The organism is Myxococcus sp. CA039A, from assembly GCF_013336645.1.
GTDB lineage: Bacteria > Myxococcota > Myxococcia > Myxococcales > Myxococcaceae > Myxococcus > Myxococcus llanfairpwllgwyngyllgogerychwyrndrobwllllantysiliogogogochensis.
In genome coordinates this window covers 23,891-41,911 of sequence record NZ_JABUMQ010000005.1, presented here as the reverse complement: position 1 = coordinate 41,911, position 18,021 = coordinate 23,891, and the positions used below count along the sequence as shown (strand labels likewise).

The 18,021-nt window shown below is 69.9% G+C and carries 17 protein-coding genes; 6 read left to right on the top strand and 11 right to left on the bottom strand.

Annotated elements, in window-relative coordinates; all coding sequences use genetic code 11:
• The first annotated feature begins 7 nt into the window (after positions 1–7).
• Positions 8–1,654, top strand: coding sequence for a caspase family protein (locus HR086_RS01450; protein ID WP_141643523.1), 1,647 nt, complete (start codon positions 8–10; stop codon positions 1,652–1,654).
• Complete coding sequence (locus HR086_RS01445) at positions 1,654–2,751, top strand: carboxypeptidase-like regulatory domain-containing protein (protein WP_174464623.1); 1,098 nt, start codon at positions 1,654–1,656, stop codon at positions 2,749–2,751. The genes HR086_RS01450 and HR086_RS01445 overlap by 1 nt, the downstream gene beginning before the upstream one ends.
• Positions 2,752–2,776: 25 nt before the next feature.
• Here the strand turns inward: HR086_RS01445 and HR086_RS01440 are convergent, their stop codons facing one another.
• From HR086_RS01440 to HR086_RS01415, 6 genes are all read right to left on the bottom strand, one after another.
• Positions 2,777–3,502, bottom strand: a complete 726-nt coding sequence (locus HR086_RS01440; protein ID WP_174464622.1) for a DUF2063 domain-containing protein — start codon at positions 3,500–3,502, stop codon at positions 2,777–2,779.
• A complete protein-coding gene (locus tag HR086_RS01435) occupies positions 3,499–4,344 on the bottom strand; it encodes a DUF692 domain-containing protein (RefSeq protein WP_371823550.1) in 846 nt (281 codons plus the stop codon). Before HR086_RS01435 ends, HR086_RS01440 begins: the two co-directional genes overlap by 4 nt.
• 117 nt (positions 4,345–4,461) lie before the next feature.
• Positions 4,462–4,731: a hypothetical protein gene (locus HR086_RS01430; RefSeq protein ID WP_141643519.1), complete on the bottom strand. Its 270-nt coding sequence runs from the start codon at positions 4,729–4,731 to the stop codon at positions 4,462–4,464.
• A gap of 194 nt (positions 4,732–4,925) precedes the next feature.
• Entirely contained in the window at positions 4,926–6,347 is a 1,422-nt protein-coding gene (locus HR086_RS01425; protein WP_174464621.1) for a hypothetical protein, read from the bottom strand.
• A gap of 66 nt (positions 6,348–6,413) precedes the next feature.
• On the bottom strand, positions 6,414–7,013 hold the full coding sequence (locus tag HR086_RS01420; RefSeq protein ID WP_174464620.1) for a TetR/AcrR family transcriptional regulator: 600 nt from the start codon (positions 7,011–7,013) through the stop codon (positions 6,414–6,416).
• Positions 7,014–7,024: 11 nt separating this feature from the next.
• Positions 7,025–7,549: a PaaI family thioesterase gene (locus HR086_RS01415; RefSeq protein ID WP_174453560.1), complete on the bottom strand. Its 525-nt coding sequence runs from the start codon at positions 7,547–7,549 to the stop codon at positions 7,025–7,027.
• A gap of 195 nt (positions 7,550–7,744) precedes the next feature.
• Between HR086_RS01415 and fabF the strand changes: the two genes are divergently transcribed.
• The 3 genes from fabF (at position 7,745) to HR086_RS01400 (ending at position 11,826) form a co-directional block, all read left to right on the top strand.
• Complete coding sequence (gene fabF, locus HR086_RS01410) at positions 7,745–8,989, top strand: beta-ketoacyl-ACP synthase II (protein WP_174464619.1); 1,245 nt, start codon at positions 7,745–7,747, stop codon at positions 8,987–8,989.
• Positions 8,990–9,319: 330 nt separating this feature from the next.
• A complete protein-coding gene (locus tag HR086_RS01405) occupies positions 9,320–10,951 on the top strand; it encodes a short-chain fatty acyl-CoA regulator family protein (protein ID WP_141643514.1) in 1,632 nt (543 codons plus the stop codon).
• 2 nt (positions 10,952–10,953) lie between these two features.
• Positions 10,954–11,826, top strand: coding sequence for a tetratricopeptide repeat protein (locus tag HR086_RS01400; protein WP_141643533.1), 873 nt, complete (start codon positions 10,954–10,956; stop codon positions 11,824–11,826).
• A gap of 34 nt (positions 11,827–11,860) precedes the next feature.
• Here the strand turns inward: HR086_RS01400 and HR086_RS01395 are convergent, their stop codons facing one another.
• The 3 genes from HR086_RS01395 to HR086_RS01385 all read right to left on the bottom strand — a co-directional run bounded on the left by HR086_RS01395 (position 11,861) and on the right by HR086_RS01385 (position 14,150).
• Positions 11,861–12,352, bottom strand: a complete 492-nt coding sequence (locus HR086_RS01395) for a hypothetical protein (RefSeq protein ID WP_371817192.1) — start codon at positions 12,350–12,352, stop codon at positions 11,861–11,863.
• Positions 12,349–13,131, bottom strand: a complete 783-nt coding sequence (locus tag HR086_RS01390) for a sulfite exporter TauE/SafE family protein (RefSeq protein ID WP_174453558.1) — start codon at positions 13,129–13,131, stop codon at positions 12,349–12,351. Before HR086_RS01390 ends, HR086_RS01395 begins: the two co-directional genes overlap by 4 nt.
• A 125-nt stretch (positions 13,132–13,256) precedes the next feature.
• Positions 13,257–14,150 (bottom strand): hypothetical protein, encoded by an 894-nt coding sequence (locus HR086_RS01385; protein WP_141643512.1) that lies wholly within the window; start codon positions 14,148–14,150, stop codon positions 13,257–13,259.
• Positions 14,151–14,284: 134 nt separating this feature from the next.
• Between HR086_RS01385 and HR086_RS01380 the strand changes: the two genes are divergently transcribed.
• On the top strand, positions 14,285–15,877 hold the full coding sequence (locus tag HR086_RS01380; protein WP_174464618.1) for a leucyl aminopeptidase: 1,593 nt from the start codon (positions 14,285–14,287) through the stop codon (positions 15,875–15,877).
• 205 nt (positions 15,878–16,082) lie between these two features.
• Here HR086_RS01380 and HR086_RS01375 read toward each other — a convergent pair whose 3' ends face one another.
• Both HR086_RS01375 and HR086_RS01370 read right to left on the bottom strand, forming a co-directional pair.
• On the bottom strand, positions 16,083–16,712 hold the full coding sequence (locus HR086_RS01375) for a hypothetical protein (protein WP_141643510.1): 630 nt from the start codon (positions 16,710–16,712) through the stop codon (positions 16,083–16,085).
• Positions 16,713–16,769: 57 nt separating this feature from the next.
• Positions 16,770–18,005 (bottom strand): DUF4388 domain-containing protein, encoded by a 1,236-nt coding sequence (locus HR086_RS01370; protein ID WP_174453556.1) that lies wholly within the window; start codon positions 18,003–18,005, stop codon positions 16,770–16,772.
• Between the last annotated feature and the right edge of the window lie 16 nt (positions 18,006–18,021).

The following is an 18,021-nucleotide window of genomic DNA, read 5'->3' as shown; positions in this document are numbered from 1 at the left end:
GGTGAATGTGAGGCGCCTTCTTCCCATCCTGCTGGCCGCGCTGACGGCGTGCGCGGGTCCTTCGTCCCTGGGGACGGAGAAGGGCGGACTGGTGCCGCTGCGGCTCGACGAGGAGGCGCTGTCGAGCGCGTACACGCCCCGGCGCATGGCGCTGCTGGTGGGAATCTCCGAGTTCGACGACCCCCACTGGCGCGGCCTGCGCTACCCCGCCAAGGACGCGACGGACCTGGCGGCGGCGATGTTGGACCCGGCGCGCGGGCGGTTCGACCAGGTGCGTGTACTCACGCGGCCCGAGGAGACGACGCGCGCGGCCATCCTCGCGGCGCTGCGGGAGCTGCGAAAGCAGGCCCACCGCCCGGACGACGTCGTCGTGGTCTACTTCTCCGCGCACGGCACCCTGGCCCGGGATGCCACGGGCGAATTGCGCCGCTTCCTGGTGACGAGGGACGCTTCTTATCGCGCCATCGCCCAGACGGCGTTGTCCATGGATATGCTGAAAGCGGAGTTCGACGCGCTCTCCAGTCGGCGCCGGTTGCTGGTGCTCGCCTCCTGTCACAGCGGCAACGGCAAGTCGCTGTTGCCCAAGGAGCTGGAGAAGGAGCTGTCCGGGGTCAAGTCCGGCTTCTACGCGCGCCCGCTGGAGGAGTCCTCGCGAGCATCCATGGTGTTCGCCGCCTGCGACTGGGGCGAGACGGCGCGCGAGGACGAGGGGCTGCGCAACGACATCTACACGCACTTCCTCGTCGAGGGCCTGGGCGGCGGCGCGGACCGCAACACGGACGGCGCCGTCACCGCGACGGAGGCCCATGACTACGCGCGCCGGCGTACCTTTGCCTTCACCGAGGGCCGTCAGCGCCCCTCGGCGGAAATCCTGGAAGTGGGCGCGGACCCGGTGGTGCTGTCGGGCACCATCGCCCGGACGGGCCGGCCGGAGCTGTTCTCCTACAACCCCCGGCTGGACGGCTTCACGCTGAAGGTCGACGGGGAGGCGCGCACGGAGCTGCCCGGCGGCGCGGCGGTGGTGCCCGGCAAGCGCACGGTGGAGCTGACCAAGGGCGACGCGGTGCTGATGCGCCGCGACGTGGAGGTGAGCGCGGGGGAGCGGCTGCCTTTGGAGCAGCTCTTGTCGGAGGCGTTCCCCCGGCGCTCGCTGTCGCTGCTCGGGGGAATGTTCACCTTCGCGGACGCGCGCAGCCGCGCGGAGCTGCTGCCCCTGGCGCCGGAGGTCGCCGTGTCGCTGCGGTTGGAGGACCGGCCGCTGCGCGATTTCGGACTGCTGTTCGATGTGGGCTTCAGCACGGGCCGGCGCGCGCTCCAGCTCCAACCCGGGGACGAGGTGCCATTTCGCTACACCACCTTCTCCGCGGGGGTGGCCCTGCCCTACCTGTGGAGATGGGAACGATTGACGCTGTTCGCCGGTCCCCGCGTGGCCGCCCTGTACCTGGGGCGGTCTTTCGATGTGGAGACCTTCCCCGGCGGCCAGCGCTTCTTCACGGTCAGCCCTGGCGTGGTGGGAGGCATGGTGGTGAGGGTGGGTGAACGTCTGGAACTGATGACCCAGGCGCAGCTCATGCTGACCTACGTGGTGGTGGATGGAGAGGGACAGGCCGTGGGATTCACCGGCGGCTGGGCCGGTGTGGGGTATCGCTTCTGATGGGCTCGAGACAACACATCGCGTTGGGTGTCTTCCTGGTCCTGGGCCTGGGAGCGTGCGGCAATCTGGAGAACGCTCCGTTGCGCGTGGGGACCATCGAAGGCCAGCTCACGGAGTTCGACCCGGAGGTCGCCGTGGTGTCCCTCGTCGGGGCCCATGAGGTGCGCTCGGCGGTGGATGCGGAAGGAAGGTTCAAGCTGGAAGGCGTGCCCACCGGGCCCGCGGAGCTGTTCGTGGTCGCCACGGCGGAGAAGGCGACGCGGGTGTCGGTGAAGGTCGCCGGCGGCCAGTCCGTGAAGCTCCAGCGCGTGGCCCCTCGGGACGCGGGCTTCTTCGAGATGCGGGTGAAGTCCTCGCACGGCGAGCGGGTGGCCGGCGTGCAGGTCTCGGTGCGGGACACGCCCTTCGAGCGGCTCGTCCTGGATGGCGCGGGCCGACTGCGCGTGGGCCCCCTGCCGGATGGGTGCTACGCGCTGAGCATCGCCGGGGTGGGCTTTCCGGAGGTCCAGGCCGAGGCGTGCGTGGGCGCTGGCGAGAAGAAGGAGCTCAAGGTCCAGTTGGAGGCCAACGAGGAGCTGCTCAACCGCTGCGGCCTGACGGGCTGCGCTGACGGCCTGGTGTGTGGCCCGGGCGGCAGCTGCGTCGAGTGCGTGCTGGATGGCCAGTGTGGCGCGGGGATGATGTGCAAGGGCTTCCGCTGTGCGGCGGCCGGGCCGCGCTGTGGCGCGTGCCAGGACGACGGGAGCTGCCAGGTGGGCGCCGCGTGCCAGCCCCTGGCCGAGGGCGGCGTCGCCTGCGTGAAGCAGTGCAGTGAGTCGGTGAACGAGGAGTACATCGCGGCGAACCGGTGCGAGGCGGGCTTCACCTGCCAGCAAGGCAGTTGCCTGCCGGACCCCGCGCGCTTCGTGGGCTGTGGTGCGCTGCTCCAGTTGGGCGCGGAGTGCGCGGACGACGTGCGCTGCCAGAAGCTCGGCCTGTCGGGCGGGCTGTGTCTGGAGGGTCAGTGCACCGTGGCGTGCACCCAGGACCAGGAGTGCCCGGGGGTGTCGCGCTGCGAGGACTCCGCCGTCGGCCAGGTGTGCTCGGTCCGCAACTGAGTCGCACCGAGGCCCCGCGACGGAGTCACGCGTCGGGCGACAGCACCAGGCCGTCTCGCGACAGACGCACCACCGCGCCCAGGATGTCGGCCTCCGGCATCCCCGTGGCCACCGCGACGTCCGACGCGGACAGCCCCTCCACCGCCATCTTCAGCACCAGCAGCGCGTGCGGCGTGGCCTCCTGGTAGTACGTCACCAGTTGCGCCGGATGACGCCACAACAGCGCCAGCTCGTCACCGGGTTGGGGCACCGCGACTGCGCCCTTCGCGCGCACATAGGCGCAGATGCGGTACGGCTGCTCCAGCACCATCAGCGTGGGATTCGGCGTGAGGCGCTCCACCCGCTCGGGTGACTCCGCCTGGGACGAGAACACCGCGAAGTCCGACCACTCGAACCGCGCCAGCGCGGGGGCATGGGGAGGAAGTCCGCGCGACGACACCCCGTCCGCGACGAAGGCAGGGAAGCCCTCGCCCATGTGATTCACCTCGTGGTGCCGCGCGGGCCGGGTCAGCGTGTAGTCCTCCACCAACGCGTTCCACGCCTCCGCGCCTACCGCGCCTCGCAGCATCGGGAAGAGCTTCTCCAGCGCGCTTCGCACATGGCCTCGCACGAAGTCGCCGTAGAGGGACACGCGCGAGGAGGGCGCGCGCCACTCCGGATGCGCCGTGTACAGCTCTTCTAGCGACTCGCCGCCCGGGCGCGCGAGGTAGGTGCCCATGCTGTCGAAGAAGTGCTTCAGCGAAGGCTTCATCGCCCTGCCCCTTCCCGCAGCGCCGCGCGCGCCAGGTCCGCCTCGTCCAGCACCGCCTCCATCGACGGGATGTCCTGGTCCCACTCGATGAGTGTCGACACCGGACCGGTGCGCTCCAGCACGTAGCGATAGAGCGACCACACGTCGTCGCAGACGCGGTCGCCGTGCGTGTCGATGATGACGTCCGGGTAGATGGTGTGGCCCGCGAGGTGGATCTGCACCACGCGCTCCAGCGGCAGCGCGTCCATGAAGGCGCGTGCGTCGTAGCCGTGGTTGCGCGCGTTGACGTAGACGTTGTTCACGTCCAGCAGCAGCCCGCAGTCGGCCTCCTCCACCACGTGCCGCAGGAAGTCGGCCTCGGACAGCGTGCCGCCGGGCATGTTCGCGTAGTAGCTCGGGTTCTCCAGCAGGAACGGCCGGCCCACGCGCGCCACGACTTCACGCACGCGGGGCACCACGTGCTCGACGACGGCTTCGGTGAAGGGCAGCGGCAGCAGGTCATGCAGGTACACGCCGCCCAGCCGCGAGTAGCACAGGTGGTCCGAGAAGAACGGCGCGTCCACGCGCTTCACCAGCGCCGCGAGCCCCGTGACGTAGTCCACGTCCAGCGCATCCGGCCCGCCGATATCGAGCCCCACGCCATGCGGCAACACCGGCCAGCGCTCCCTGCACGCGTCCAACGCGCGCTGCGGGCGGCCTCCGAGCGACAGGAAGTTCTCCGGGATGATCTCCACCCAGTCGAGCGCCCGCTCGGTGCGCGGCAGCTCCTCGTAGAAGCTCCTGCGCAGGCCAATGCCCACGCCCAGGGGCTGAAGCCCGTGTCTTCGCGCGTACGTCGCCACCACGGCCAGCCACCTCCTGGGAGACAAATGAACCGGGCGGCGGGAGGTGCTCTTCCCACCGCCCGGAAGTCGGCGCGAGGAGGCAGGTGTCGTCACCTGCCCCCGGTGCGCCGAGGACTACTTCTTCTGGCCGTTGCAACCGCCAGCGCCGCAGCCGTGCTCGGCGCCCTTCTCAGGGGTCGCGGCGGGGGCAGTGCCCTCCTGCTTCTGCGCGCCGCAGCCCGCCTCGGCGCCCTTGCCGTCGGCCTTCGCCGCGCCACAGGAGCCCTCGGCGCCCTTCTCGGCGGCGGCCGGCGTGGCCTCCGCGGACTTGGTGGACGCACAGCCGGTGGCGAGGGAGGCCAGGGACAGGGTGCCGACGATCGCCGCAAGAGCCTTCGCGTTCATGGTGTTGCTTCCTTTCGGTGCTGCGTTGAGGGGGAACTACAGGTTGAACTACATGAAGCCCCAGACCCCAGGAGCGCGACAGGCACCCACGGGGCTCTGGATGTGGCGGACCTCATTTACGGATGTCAGGGGTTCGCGGATGCATCCGGTACGCAACATCCTGCCCACCGGTTACATCCCGCGAGCCGCGCCACTCACCGCGACACATCGCGGATACGCCGACCCTCCATCGCCTCACGCAACGAGCTGTCCCGGGCAGACACCAGCTCGATGCCCTCGGCTCCCGCCGTCACACCCAGCGCTTCTAGCAGACCTTCCTGCTCCGCAAAAGCCACGCGCCGCAGGTGCCGCGCGAGCAACGCGTCGAACAGCGGCTGCCCCGCGACGGCGTCCACCGCCACGCCAAAAGCACCGAACGTGGAAGTGGGCCCCCGCTCCGCGAGCAACTCCAACACATCCTCCAGGTGGCGCCGGTTTCCAGTGACACGGCGGATTTCCACATCGAGATGCAGCGCGAAGAGCGCGCCCGTCCAATAGGTGCCGAGCGCGAAGTCACCGTCGGTGACGACCTCTTCCATCGTGCGGGCTCCCGCCACGCGACGAGCTCGCGCGAAGCCGTCCACCAGTTCCTCCCATGCGCGCTCGGCGCTCTGCCTTCCCGAACGCGCGCGGGCCAGCTCCGTGAAGTAGGTGGCCAGGCCCTCGGACAGCCAGGGCACGCGCGGCAGGAACGCGGGATGCGTCAGGTGGAGCATCTCGTGGAGCACCACCCAGTCCCGTTCGAAGGAGGCCGCGCTCGCGTCCTGGCCCACGAGCAGGGAGATGCTGGGCGGGGAGCTCCAGAGCACCATGCCGAAGAGGCTCGGACCTTCGCGTCCGGGCACGGGGATGACCCGCACGGTGACGCGCGGATACGGAAACGCGCGGCGCACGGTGCGCACCTCCTCCGCGGCCTGCTTCAACCAGGCACAGACCTGGGTGTCGTCCACCGAGGTGAAGTGGCCGAGCACCGCCACGTCCAGCACCGCATCCGGCGACACCACCTGACAGCGGCGCCCCCCAAAGCCATGGAACCCGGAGTCCACCAGGTCCTCGGCGCGCAGCCGATACAGGCCGGTGTCATCGGGCTGCCACGGGAGCAGCGCCTCCGTGCCCTCGACGACCAGCTCCACGCGAAGGTCGGGCGGCGCCTGGTTGGGGCGGATGAGGTACGCACGTCCGGCGAGATGCCGCGCGTCTCCCTCTCCCCCACCCGAGAACAGGTCGGGTCCGCGCGCGCCGATGCGCGCGTCCAGCTCATAGCGATAGCGCAGGAAGCGGATGTTCGAGGGAAGGAGGACCTGTCCATCCTTCACGCTCAACTCGAGTCGCTCGCCATCCTCGCGGAACGCGCTCACGGTGTGCACGCCGCCCGGCTGGGTGAAGCGGAACGCGCGCGGCGTGCCTCGCACCAGCACCACCTCGACATCGAGCGCGTGCGTGGGCTCGCGCACGTAGGTGATGTTGTAGCGCAGCGCCGCCGGGTCCTTCGCGGGGCGCGGGCGCGGAACACCCAGGCAGGACAGCGCCACGAGGGCGAGCCCCCACAGCATCGGACGGCCGCGCGCGAAGGACATCGCCACCTCCACCCCGGCCCGAAGGCACGGTGATGGGAGGCGAGCACCACGCGCGCCCCCGCGCCCTCAGTGTCGCTTTTTCGGAGGCGGCGCGCCCCCCGCCAGCAGGAAGGCGCGCGCGGCCTCCAGGATTTCATCCGAGAGCGGCAGGTGCTTCGTCACCCGCGCGAGCGTCATCGCGCCGAACAGCAACGCCACCGTGGCGAGCGCCCGTTGTCGGTCGGTGACGCCCTCTCCACCCGGGACATGGGCCCCCAGTTCCTCCGCCAGGGTCTCCAGGCCCTGCGCGAGCGCCTCGCGGGCCTCCGGTGTCCCGCGCGTCAGGTCCGACAGCACCGACGGCATGATGCAGCCCGTCTCCATGTTGTCGCGGATGTGGGGGTTGAGGTAGCGCCGCACGAAGAGGTCGAGGAACTCCGCGCCGCGCAGTTTCTCCAGTCCGCTGAACCAGCGCACCTGCTGGTTCCGGAAGAACACGCGCACGGACTCCTCGAGCAGGGTCTCCTTCGAGGCGAAGTGGGCATAGAAGCCTCCCACCGTCAGGCCCGCGGCCCGCATGACGCGCTCCACGCTCGCGCCCGCGAAGCCCTCCTTCCGGAAGAGCGTCTGCGCCGCCGTGAGGATTCGCTCGCGAGTGGCCTGCTTGTGCTCGGGTGCGTACCGCATCGTCGCGCCCTCTACTCCCGGCCGCCCGGAACCGGGGGCCGGAACACCATGCACGTCGTGGTGCCGTGCGCGTACAGCTTGCCGTCCGCGTCCGTCAGCCGGGCCTGCGCCGTCGCCACGCGGCCTCCCACGTGGATGACCTCACCCGTACACGTCAGCAGACCGGTGTCATGGGAGATGGCGCGCACCATGTTCACGTGCAGCTCCAGCGTGGTGTAGCCCGCCCCCACCGGCAGCGTGGAGTGCACCGCGCACCCGAGCGCCGAGTCCAGCAGCGTCGCCGCCAGGCCCCCGTGCACGGTGCCAATCGGGTTGTAGTGGTGTTCCCCTGGCTCCACCACGAACACCGCCCTCCCCTCCGACACCTCCACCGGCGCGAAGCCCATCAACGCCGCGATGGGCGCCCCAGGCACCTCGCCCCGGACGATGGCGCGCAGGTACTCCAGCCCCGACAGCGACTTCGCCGCCGCCACGCCCTCCCGAGGATCTCTCCACGTCACCGTCCTCGTGCGCGTCTCGGCCTTCCCGTCGCTCATGGGCCTCGCTCCTCCCTCATGCAGTGGTGGACACCATCATCCGGATTCCAGATATTCCGTATTGCTGACAATCAGGCTTGCCAGATGGGATGATGCCCATAATACAAAGGGCCATGCAGCGCACGCCACGAAAAGGAAGGCGCACGAGCGGCCGGGCCGTTCGTCTTCCTGGCGTGCCATCCAAGGGAGCGGCGGATGCAGAAGCGGCGCGTCGTGGTGACGGGAATGGGGCTCATCAGCCCCGTGGGAACGGGCGTGGAGAAGAGCTGGGAGGCGCTCGTGCGAGGCCAGAGCGGCGTGGGGCCCATCACCCTGTTCGACGCCAGCGCGCTCGACTGTCAAATCGCGGGCGAGGTGAAGGACTTCAAGGTCGACGACTACATCGAACGGCGTGAGTCGCGGCGCATGGACCGCTTCGCCCACTTCGCCGTGGTGGCGGCGGACATGGCGCTGGAGGACTCCGGCCTGAAGGTGACGCCGGAGAACGCCGAGCGCATCGCCACCATCATCGGCTCCGGCATCGGCGGCATCGCAAGCCTGGAGGAGACCCACCGCCGCACGTTGGAGAAGGGCCCGGACCGCATCAGCCCGTTCTTCATCCTCCAGATGATCATCAACATGGCGCCCGGCTACGTGAGCCTGCGCCATGGACTCAAGGGCCCGTCCTGGGCCCCCAACTCCGCGTGCTCCACCAGCGCGCACGCCATCGGCGAGGCGATGCGCGGCATCCAGCGCGGAGAGTTCGACGTGGCGGTGGCCGGAGGCGCCGAGGCGCCCATCTCCCTGCTCGGCGTCGGCGGCTTCGCGGCCATGCGCGCATTGTCCCTGCGCAACGACGCGCCCCAGGCCGCAAGCCGCCCCTTCGACAAGGACCGCGACGGCTTCGTGCTCGCCGAGGGCGCGGGCATGCTCATCCTCGAGGAGTTGGAGCACGCGAAGGCCCGCGGCGCGCGCATCCTCGCGGAGCTGACCGGCTACGGCGCCAGCTCCGACGCGTACCACATCACCACGCCCGCCCCCGAGCACGAGGGCGCCCAACGCAGCATGCGCGCCGCCCTCAAGGACGCGGGGCTTTCCCCGTCGGACATCGGCTACGTGAACGCGCACGGCACCTCCACCGACGTCGGCGACCTGATGGAGACTCAAGGCATCGCCCGAATCTTCGGCGACGCCGCCAGCACCGTGGCCGTCTCTTCCACCAAGTCCATGACGGGCCACATGAACGGAGCGGCGGGCGCCGCCGAGGCCGTCATCAGCGTGCTCGCCCTCACCCGAGGCGTGCTGCCGCCCACCATCAACCTCCAGCACCAGGACCAGCTCATCACCCTGGACTGCGTCCCCAACACCGCGCGCGAGGCCCACGTCGACGCGGTGATGAGCAACTCGTTCGGCTTCGGCGGCACCAACGTCTCCCTCATCTTCCACCGGTTGATCGCCTGAACCGGCGCCGGCTCTGCTCTGTAAACCGTGAATGCTGGTTTACCAGCACGTGAAGCGGGCTTGGCGCGCCGCGGCAGTAAACTTTTGACAACGTGCGTCGAACACCGCCTGGAACGCACATCCGCGCGCGGATAAAGCGCAGCGATTACATGTGGTTGCACATACTCAGGGGCCAATCGCCCTGTGGACGACGACCGTTCCGTCGCCCGCCACACAGGGAGCGGCCTCAAGAAAAACGTTGATTGCAAATCGGTAAATCGATTTGCAGAGTGGTTCAGAGGGGCGAGGGCGCAAGAGGCCAGGCGCACTCCGACGGGACCCGACTCAGCCATGAACGACAACGCACTGAACGCCAACGTGGGCCTGAAGCTCCGGGGCCTGCGACTCGCCCGCAACATCAAGCAGGCGGACGCGGCGAAGGACCTGGGGGTCTCCCCCGCGTATTTGAACCTCATCGAAAAGGGCAAGCGGGTGATGCCCTTCCCGCTGCTCTGGAAGGCGCTGCGGTATTTCGATCAGGACCCCGAGCAGTTCATGTCCACGCTGGGCGAGGGGCGCGTGGACGAAGCGCTCGCGAAGCTCCTGGACGAGCCGCTGCTCAAGAGCCTGGACATCGACCCGGAGTCGCTCCAGTCGCTGTCCGCGGAGCCGAAGCTCGCGGGCACCGTGGCCGCGCTCTTCAACCTCTACAAGAACACGCGCACGCAGTTGGAGAACGTGCTCGCGCAGCTCAACGTGGAGGAGCGCACGCGGACGCAGGGCGGCAGCGCGGGCAACGGCACCGTGCCGGGTGTGCGCTTCGACTACTCACCCTTCGACGAGGTGAGCGATTTCCTGGAGACGCACCGCAACTACTTCCCGGAGCTGGAGGAGCAGGCCGAGGAGCTGCGGCGGGACATCAGCATCGAGCGCCAGCTCACCAGCGGCCAGTTGATGCAGCTGTTGGAGAAGCGCTTCGGCTACCGCGTGCTCATCGACGCCTCGCCCAGCGGTTCGTCCGTGGTGCGCCGGTTGGACCCGGAGGAGCAGACGCTCACCCTGTCCCCGGACCTCACCGAGCAGCCGCTGAAGTTCCAGATCGCCGCGTCCATTGGCCTGTTGATGTTGGACAAGGAAAAGCTGGTGGAGCGCATCCTCGGCGCGGGGCGCACCCGGCACGGGGAGACGACGCGGCTCATCAAGGTGAACCTGGCCAACTACTTCGCCGGTGCGCTGATGCTGCCGTACGGGGACTTCTTCAAGGAAGTGCAGCGCACGCGCTACGACGTGGAGCTCTTGTCGAGCATCTTCGGCTCCACCTACGAGACGGTGGCCCACCGGCTGTGCAACCTGTCGGACCCCAAGCGCCCGGGCATCCCCTTCCACTTCCTGCGCTCGGACATCGCCGGCAACATCTCCAAGCGCTACAGCGGCACCGGCATCCGCTTCGCCAGCGGCGGCGGGAGCTGTGGCAAGTGGGCCGTGCACCTGGCCTTCCTCAACCCGTCGCAGCTCACCCGGCAGTACTCCATCATGCCGGACGGCACGACGTACTTCTGCTTCGCCAAGGTGCAGCTCCAGCCCACCGAGGGCTCCATCGTCAAGGGCACCGCGTACTCCATCGGCCTGGGCACCCACGCGGAGAACGCCAAATACCTGGCCTATGGCCTGCCCACCAATGACCTGCGCAAGGATGCCATCCCCTCCGGCATCTCCTGCCGCTTCTGCGAGCGCACCGACTGCAACCAGCGCGCGGCGGCCAGCTACCGCTTCGCCTTCTCCTTCGACGAGTACACCAAGAAGGACTGCTTCTTCTCCCCGCTGCTCGGCTACGAGCAGGCCGACAAGGTGGAGAAGGACCGGCACCACGCCCCGCCCCCCGCGGGCGCGGCCGTCCCCCCGGACGTCAATGGCACTGACCGGAGCGAGAAGCACGATTCGTTGGACAAGGCGGCCCGGCGCCGCAAGGGTGGCGACGCGTGAGCATGCACCCGCCCGACGACACCGAACGCGCCCACTTCCTCCAGGCGCTCCAGAAGCAGAAGAACGAACTGGCCACCCTGCGCATCACCGGCTCGCCCACCCAGGTGGGCCAGGGGCTGGTGAGCCTGGCGGAGCTGCACGGCATGTTGGAAGACCATGCCGCCAGCCGCCAGTGCTACGAGGAGGCCCTCGCGATGTTCCAGGAGGCCGGCTACAAGCCGGGCCAGGCCCAGGCCTGCTTCGGACTGGGCGTGGTGAAGGCGAACTTCGAGGACCACCGGGGCGCGGTGGAGCTCATCGCCCAGGCCGCCCGGCTCTTCAACGAGACGAAGGACCGCGACGGAGAGGCCCTGTCCCGCGCCTGCATCGGTGAGTCCCTGCGCGCGCTGGGACAGCCGGAGGCCGCCGAGGAGAAGTACCAGGAGGCCCTCATCCTCTACCGCCAGACGCGCAACACGGAGCGCACCGCGCGGCTGCTGCTGGACATCGGCGACATCCGCATGGAGAAGGCCGAGTACGAGCCGGCTCGCAAGCGCTTCCTGGAAGCCCTTCCCCTGCTGGAGAAGGGCGACGACGCGGAGGCACTCGCGCTGGGCCACCTGCTCTTGGGCGAGTCCGAGGGACTGCTCGGCGACCACGAGGGCGCGCGCACGCACCTCTTGCGCGCGGTGGAGCTGTACCAGGAGCTGCACGACCACGTGTACGAGGCCCGCGCCCGGTGGGATTTGGGCCTGTCCTGCTACTACTCGCAGGACCTGCCCGCGGCGCGCTCCCAGCTCGAAGCGGTGCTGCCGCTCTACGAGGAGCAGGGCCGCGCGGACGAGGTCGCCAAGGTGCGCAACATCCTCGCCCACTTCGCCGCGCGAGGCGCCTGAGGCGCCCACCCACCGCCCTGCCCCGGGCGCCGCATCACGCTTGGATGCCGGCGCCCACCGCCAGGGCCAGGAGCCCCAGCACTCCCGCGGCGATGACGGCGTACCGCCATTCACCGCGCAGTCCCAGCAGCGTGCCCGCCACGCCCAGCCGCGCCACCGGCGTCACCAGCAGCAGCGACGCCGCGGCCTTGCGCAGTTGGTCAATGGCCACGTGCGTGCTCTCCGTGCCTGGCAGCGCCTCCAGGCCCAGCGACAGCACGAACATGCCGCCGCTCAGCACCGCGCCCACGCGCAACACCCGGGCAATCCACCGGTCTCCCGCGAGCGTCCTGTCCCGGACGCGCGTGACGCCTTGGGACGGTGCCTCGGCGAGGCCCGCGGTGACGGGCTCCGCCTCCAGCTCGGGCGCCTCGGCTTGTTGCGCCGGGGTCGCCACCATCGTGTTGGAACCCAGTGCCGCCGGGTCCGCCATCATCGCCGCCGAGACCCGCGGCGGTTCGGCGCCGTCCGGGTCCCCTTCACTCACTCCCACACGCTCGGCCACAGTCCCGCCCCTCCCTTCCACAACATCTGCCCCGCCACCGACAGCAGCACCAATGCGAAGAGTTTCTTGAGCACGGCCGTGGGCACCTTCGGCATCAGCCGGCTCCCGAAATACGCGCCGGCCAGCACACCCACCACCAGCGGAGACACCAGGGCCAGCTTCAGGTGTCCGCGCAGCGCGTAGGCGGCCACGCTGGCCGCGCCCGTCACGCCAATCATCAGGTTGCTGGTGGCGCTGGCCACCTTGAAGGGCACCCGCATGCCGTAGCTCATCAACGGCACCTTCAGCGGCCCACCGCCCACGCCCAGGAGCGCGGAGAGGCCACCCGCCACGAACGAGCCGGAAATGCCCAGCGGGTAGTTCGTCGGCTGGTAGTCGTCCAGCGTCGCGGGCTCACCTCGAGGCGAGCGCAGCAGCATCATCTGCAGCGCGACATAGAGCGTGAACAGGCCGAACACCACCGCCACCATCGCCGGTGCGATGAGCGCCGCCACCAGTCCTCCGGCGATGGCGCCGAGCACCGTGGCCAGCTCCAGCGTCAGGCCCAGCCGGATGTCACTCAGGTGGTTGTCGACGTAGCCAGCCGCGGCGGCGCACGAGTTGGCGACCACGCACATCAAGCTGGCTGGAACCGCCTCCTCCAGCGGCAACCCGAAGCCCAGCACCAGCGCGGGCACCAGGACGATGCCACCTCCGATGCCCAGCATCGCGCCCAGTGCTCCCGCGAGCCCGCCCACCACCATGAGGAGAAGAACCGTCATTCCTTCACGAGAATAGGAGCGGGCCATCGCCGCGCCCAGCGCCATTCCCCTCTAGGAGACAGGCTCGGCAGGACGGTTGCTCTGCGCGCGAAAGAGCCCAGCACTTCAGGGCGATGCGCGGCGCGCTATGCGGCGCGTACGCCCAGGTTTCCCTCTGGGAAAGCCTCCAGGAAGCGGGCACGCGTACGAGGTGTGAAGGTGCCCCTCGCCATGTAGCCGTGCAACCTCCGAAGGACTCCACGCGCCGACTCCAGCGCACCTTCGACCTCCTGGGAGAAGTCGAACGTGTCGTTGCGGTACAGCTCCTGGAAGGACAGGTGGGCGAAGGCGGGCAGCGCGCGCGTGCGCCCCATGGGGCTGGAGAGGAACAGGCCGGAGACATAGAGGCCGCGCACCCAGCCATCCACCTCCGCCTTGGACGGCGCCTGCCCCACGCGCTCCTGCGAGGACAGCCGCACCAGTTCGTAGATGCCCCGGCCGATGCCTCGCCACGGGAAGCCAGGACTCTTCACCACCTGACACTTCTCGCGCAGCCGGGGCGTGCCCAGCAGGTCCACGCCGTGCAGTTCGCGCAGGTAGAAGAGCGTCTGGGCCCACTCGATGTCACGGTGCGCCGCCAGGGCCCGCTCGCCGCGACGCCGATGCCGCACCACCAGATTGTCCACCACCGGGTGCAGCCGTCGGTCCAGGCACAGGTGCGTGAAGTAGCCGGCGAGCAGGGCCAGCCCTGGCTCGGTGCCCACCAGCGCGCCCGTGGCCACCAGCTCCGCCATCTTCAGCCCGAAGCCCACCGGCGCGCGCTCGTGATACAGCCTCGCGAACAGGGGCATCTCCCGCTCGGGCAGGAACGCGGAGAGGCCCCCTCGGACGCCCTCGCACAGCGGCAGGTCCGGCAGCGCCACTCCGAAGCGCGCGTAGGCCAGGTCTTCGGAGAGCGCGCGCACCCAGTCCGCCGGCAGCTCTCCGGGGTTGGCGGCCAACCGTTCGATGGCGGTCAGATGCATCAGCAAGGTGGGCATTGCCTGACTGCTACCCAGGCCCCTGCTGCAATGCAACGCTCGAATGAAATCCAACGCTTTGCGTGCAACAGGGTGGGCGTTACAGTCCGCGCCCTCCCGTATTTCCCCTCTCCCGTTCAGGAGTTCATCGGCCCATGAATTTCACCTTCGTCTCCGGCGACGCCACCCTCGCGAATGGCGACCTGCTCGTCATTCCGCTCTTCGAGGGCGAGCTGGGTGAGGGCGCCCCGGCCAGTCTGGCTTCGGCGGACAAGTCCCTGGAAGGCCGTCTGCGCGGGGCCGCCACCCAGGAGGGCTTCAAGGCGAAGGCCGACCAGTCCCTGGTGATGCACACGCTCGGCCGGACGACGGCGGGCCGCGTGTTGCTCCTGGGCCTGGGCAACCGCGCGCGGTTCCAGCCGGAGGTGCTGCGGCTGGCGGCGGGTCGCGCGGCGAAGACGGCCCAGCGGCTCAAGGTGACGTCGCTCGTCGTGGCGCTGCCCGCCACGAAGGCGCCCGCGGACGCGGTGCGCGCGGTGGTGGAGGGCCTGGAGCTGGGCGCCTACCGCTTCGACAAGTACAAGTCCTCCGCGCGCGAGGAGAAGGGCACGCCCAAGCCCACCAAGGTGGCGCTGGCGCTGCCCGAGGGCACGGAGAAGTCGCGCGACGTGGAGGACGCCCTGGCCCTGGGCAAGCGCGTGGCCGAGGCCTCCAACTGGGCCCGCGACCTGGTGAACGAGCCGCCCAACGCGGTGACGCCCACGGTGCTGGCCGAGGCCGCCCGGAAGTCCGCGCGGGAGCACGGGCTGAAGATCACGATTGGCGGCAAGCGCGAAATCGAGAAGCTCGACATGGGCATGTTCCTGGGCGTCACGGCCGGGAGCACCGAGGAGCCGCGGCTCATCCACGTCGTCTACACGCCGAAGAACGCGCGCGACGCGAAGCGCCCGCCGCTGGCGCTGGTGGGCAAGGCCATCACCTTCGACTCGGGAGGCCTGTCGCTCAAGCCCACCGAGGGCATGGTGGACATGAAGACGGACATGGCGGGCTCGGCGGCCGTCCTGGGCGCCATGCAGGTCATCGCCTCCATCAAGCCGCCCTTCCCCGTGCACGCCTTCATCGGCGCGTGCGAGAACATGCCGGCGGGCAATGCGTACAAGCCGGGCGACATCCTCACGTCGCGGCTGGGCAAGACAGTCGAAATCACCAACACGGACGCCGAGGGCCGCCTCGTCCTGGGTGACATGCTCACCTGGGCCTGCGAGCACCAGCCGTCCGCGGTCATCGACCTGGCGACGCTCACGGGCGCGTGCATCGTCGCGCTGGGCAACTACATCGTCGGCGCATTCGGTGACAACGACGGCACGGTGAACGAGGTCCTCCAGGCCGCGCGCACCGCCGGCGAGGAGATGTGGCGCCTGCCGGTGAGCGAGCTGCAGAAGGACGCGCTGCGCTCCGAGGTCGCCGACATGAAGAACTCCGGCGAGCGCTGGGGTGGCTCCATCAACGCCGCCCTGTTCCTCAAGGAGTTCGTCGGCGAGACGCCGTGGGTGCACCTGGATATCGCCGGTCCGTCCAACAGCCCCAAGGAGCGCGGCTACAACGCCAAGGGCGCCACCGGCGTGGGCGTCCGCACCCTGGTGGAGTGGGTGCGGCTGCGCACGGAGACGCAGGCCACCGAGGCCGCCGAGGCCCCCGCGAAGCCTGCTCGCGCGGCTCGCGGCGCCCGGAAGTCCGCGCGGAGCTGAGCAGCACGCCTCCGCGGCCCGTCCACCGACGACGGGCCGCGAGAGGGCGCGGACAAGGCCCGCGTCCCCCCTCCCTGGGAGAGGACCCTGGCAGCGCGAGGGCGCGGACGAGGCCTGCGTCCCCTTCCCTGGGAGAGAACCCTGGCCACGCGTATCGGGCCAAGGGTTCCGCCCGGAGCCAGTGCCCGAGCACCGGCCCTCCGGCTCAGGGCCGAACGGCCTGCGGCACCTTGCTCGGGACGGCCTTGCGATTCGGCAGCGGGCGGATGCCGGCGATGAGCGCATCCACGTTCTGGATGTCGCCCGCCACGGCCTGCGCGGGCCACGTGGCCAGCATCATCAGCACCCGGCCTTCCTGGCCCTCGCGCACGGCCACGCGGCCATGCACGTTGTCACCCACCTGGAAGTTGAAGCCCACCGCCGTATCGGACAGTGCCAGGGGCACGGGGTCCGTGGTGATGAAGCCCGGCTGCTGTCGCAGTCCCTCCGTGAGCCGCTCGGCGAACTGGGTGGGCGTGGCCACCGCGGGCGCCACCTGGAGCACCACCTGCGCACCTGACGGAGGGTGACGCAGCACCACCGGAATCGCGAGCCCCTCCGGCGTGCGCTCGTTCGTCGCGTCCAACTGCCAGTCGTCACTGGGCCGGATGATTTCGAACCCCAGCTCCTCGTCCACGTACGGTCCAGACACGGAGGCCTTCATCGCCTCCACCTGTCCCTGTCCCGAGCCGCCCGTTCCAGGCTGCGCCGCGTCCGCCTTCACGGCCTGACGCGAGCCGCTACACCCCGCGCTCACGACCAGGAACCCCCACGCCAGCTTCCGCAACACACCCATGACCATCGTCCCCCGACCACGAACGCCGTGGCCGCGAACGTGGGCATGTGCCGCCTGCTAGGCCAGCCCTCCCTGCAGGGTGCGGTAGGTGTTGGACAAGCGCTCGGCCACCTCGGACGGCAGGACGTTTCGCGCGGAGAACAACGCGTACGACACGATGGCGTCCAGCGCCTCCAGCGTCAGCGCCCGCGCCACCGCCTCGCCACCACCGGACAGGTTGGCGCGCAGCCGCGCCACATCCACCCGGCCCTCCGCGCTCAACACCACGCCGGCATACGCGTCCTCGAGCCCCGACGGCGGCGCATCGAGGAAGCCACGCAGCAGGTCCACGTCCTCCCCCGCGTCGCGCAGCGCGCGGTGGATGAGGGACAAGAGCAGGTTGTAGCGCTCCTCCGCGGACAAGAGCTCCCACGCCATGCCCTCCACGGCGGGCACGGGCGGCGCGGGAGGCGTGGCGGGTCGCACCGTCAGGTGGCCGCCCTGCACGCACTCCTCCAGCCACGCGAAGAACGCGTGGTGTCCGCTCTCGCGCACCGTGCGCAGCTCGCCCAGCGTCGTGCCCGCGCCCAGCAGCCGGAAGAGGCGCTCCTCACCCGGGCGAGGCCCCTTCGGCCCGGTCTCCGCGCGCATGTCCTCCGGATAGCGCCGCCGCCACCGCGACAGCTCCTCCGAGCGCTTGATTCCGGTGAGCACCAAATCACGCGTGCGCTCCGGCAGCTTCACCACGTCCGCCATGGGCGCGGGGCCCTCGACGAAGAGGAAGCTGCCCTCCGTCAACTCGAAGAGGCTCAGCACCACCTCCCGCACCACGTACGTCATGGCGCTGTAGAGATGGGCCTCGGACACGAGTCCCTCGGAGGTGAGCACCTGGCCGATGCGCCGCGACGGCATCACGCGTGAGAGCGCCTGCGTGAGCTGTGCCTGCGTCACCAGCCCCAGCCGCACCAGCACCGCGCCCAGCCGCTCCCAGCGCTCCGTGGACGTGGCGAAGACGACCTGCCCGTCCCGGAAGGACACCGTGCGGCGGACGGCGCCGTGCTGCACGGCGAGCAACCCGCTGCGAATCCCCGTCAGGACGTGGGCGAAGACTTCCTCCACCGAGAGCGTCCCGAGCGTGCCGGCCAGGAAGCCAGCGAAGCCCATGGGCTCCTGGAGGAGCACCATCCCCTCCGGCCCATGGAACCAGGCCGAGAGGGGACGGGAGGAGGACAGGCCAGCGGCGAGCGACTTCTCCAAATCCAGCGAAGTCGCCTCACCACCGACACGGGGCGTGGCCTTGGGTTTCTGGGCCACCGCCCGTGCCCTCCGA

What these genes read in the sequence shown, in the direction of transcription:
- HR086_RS01380 (WP_174464618.1), top strand. Translation starts at nt 14,285, where the DNA reads ATGAATTTCACCTTCGTCTCCGGCGACGCCACCCTCGCGAATGGCGAC.
- HR086_RS01430 (WP_141643519.1), bottom strand. Translation starts at nt 4,731, where the DNA reads ATGAACGCGAAGGCTCTTGCGGCGATCGTCGGCACCCTGTCCCTGGCC.
- HR086_RS01440 (WP_174464622.1), bottom strand. Translation starts at nt 3,502, where the DNA reads ATGAAGCCTTCGCTGAAGCACTTCTTCGACAGCATGGGCACCTACCTC.
- HR086_RS01400 (WP_141643533.1), top strand. Translation starts at nt 10,954, where the DNA reads ATGCACCCGCCCGACGACACCGAACGCGCCCACTTCCTCCAGGCGCTC.
- HR086_RS01385 (WP_141643512.1), bottom strand. Translation starts at nt 14,150, where the DNA reads ATGCCCACCTTGCTGATGCATCTGACCGCCATCGAACGGTTGGCCGCC.
- HR086_RS01445 (WP_174464623.1), top strand. Translation starts at nt 1,654, where the DNA reads ATGGGCTCGAGACAACACATCGCGTTGGGTGTCTTCCTGGTCCTGGGC.
- HR086_RS01405 (WP_141643514.1), top strand. Translation starts at nt 9,320, where the DNA reads ATGAACGACAACGCACTGAACGCCAACGTGGGCCTGAAGCTCCGGGGC.
- HR086_RS01425 (WP_174464621.1), bottom strand. Translation starts at nt 6,347, where the DNA reads ATGTCCTTCGCGCGCGGCCGTCCGATGCTGTGGGGGCTCGCCCTCGTG.
- HR086_RS01375 (WP_141643510.1), bottom strand. Translation starts at nt 16,712, where the DNA reads ATGGGTGTGTTGCGGAAGCTGGCGTGGGGGTTCCTGGTCGTGAGCGCG.
- HR086_RS01390 (WP_174453558.1), bottom strand. Translation starts at nt 13,131, where the DNA reads ATGACGGTTCTTCTCCTCATGGTGGTGGGCGGGCTCGCGGGAGCACTG.
- HR086_RS01420 (WP_174464620.1), bottom strand. Translation starts at nt 7,013, where the DNA reads ATGCGGTACGCACCCGAGCACAAGCAGGCCACTCGCGAGCGAATCCTC.
- HR086_RS01415 (WP_174453560.1), bottom strand. Translation starts at nt 7,549, where the DNA reads ATGAGCGACGGGAAGGCCGAGACGCGCACGAGGACGGTGACGTGGAGA.
- fabF (WP_174464619.1), top strand. Translation starts at nt 7,745, where the DNA reads ATGCAGAAGCGGCGCGTCGTGGTGACGGGAATGGGGCTCATCAGCCCC.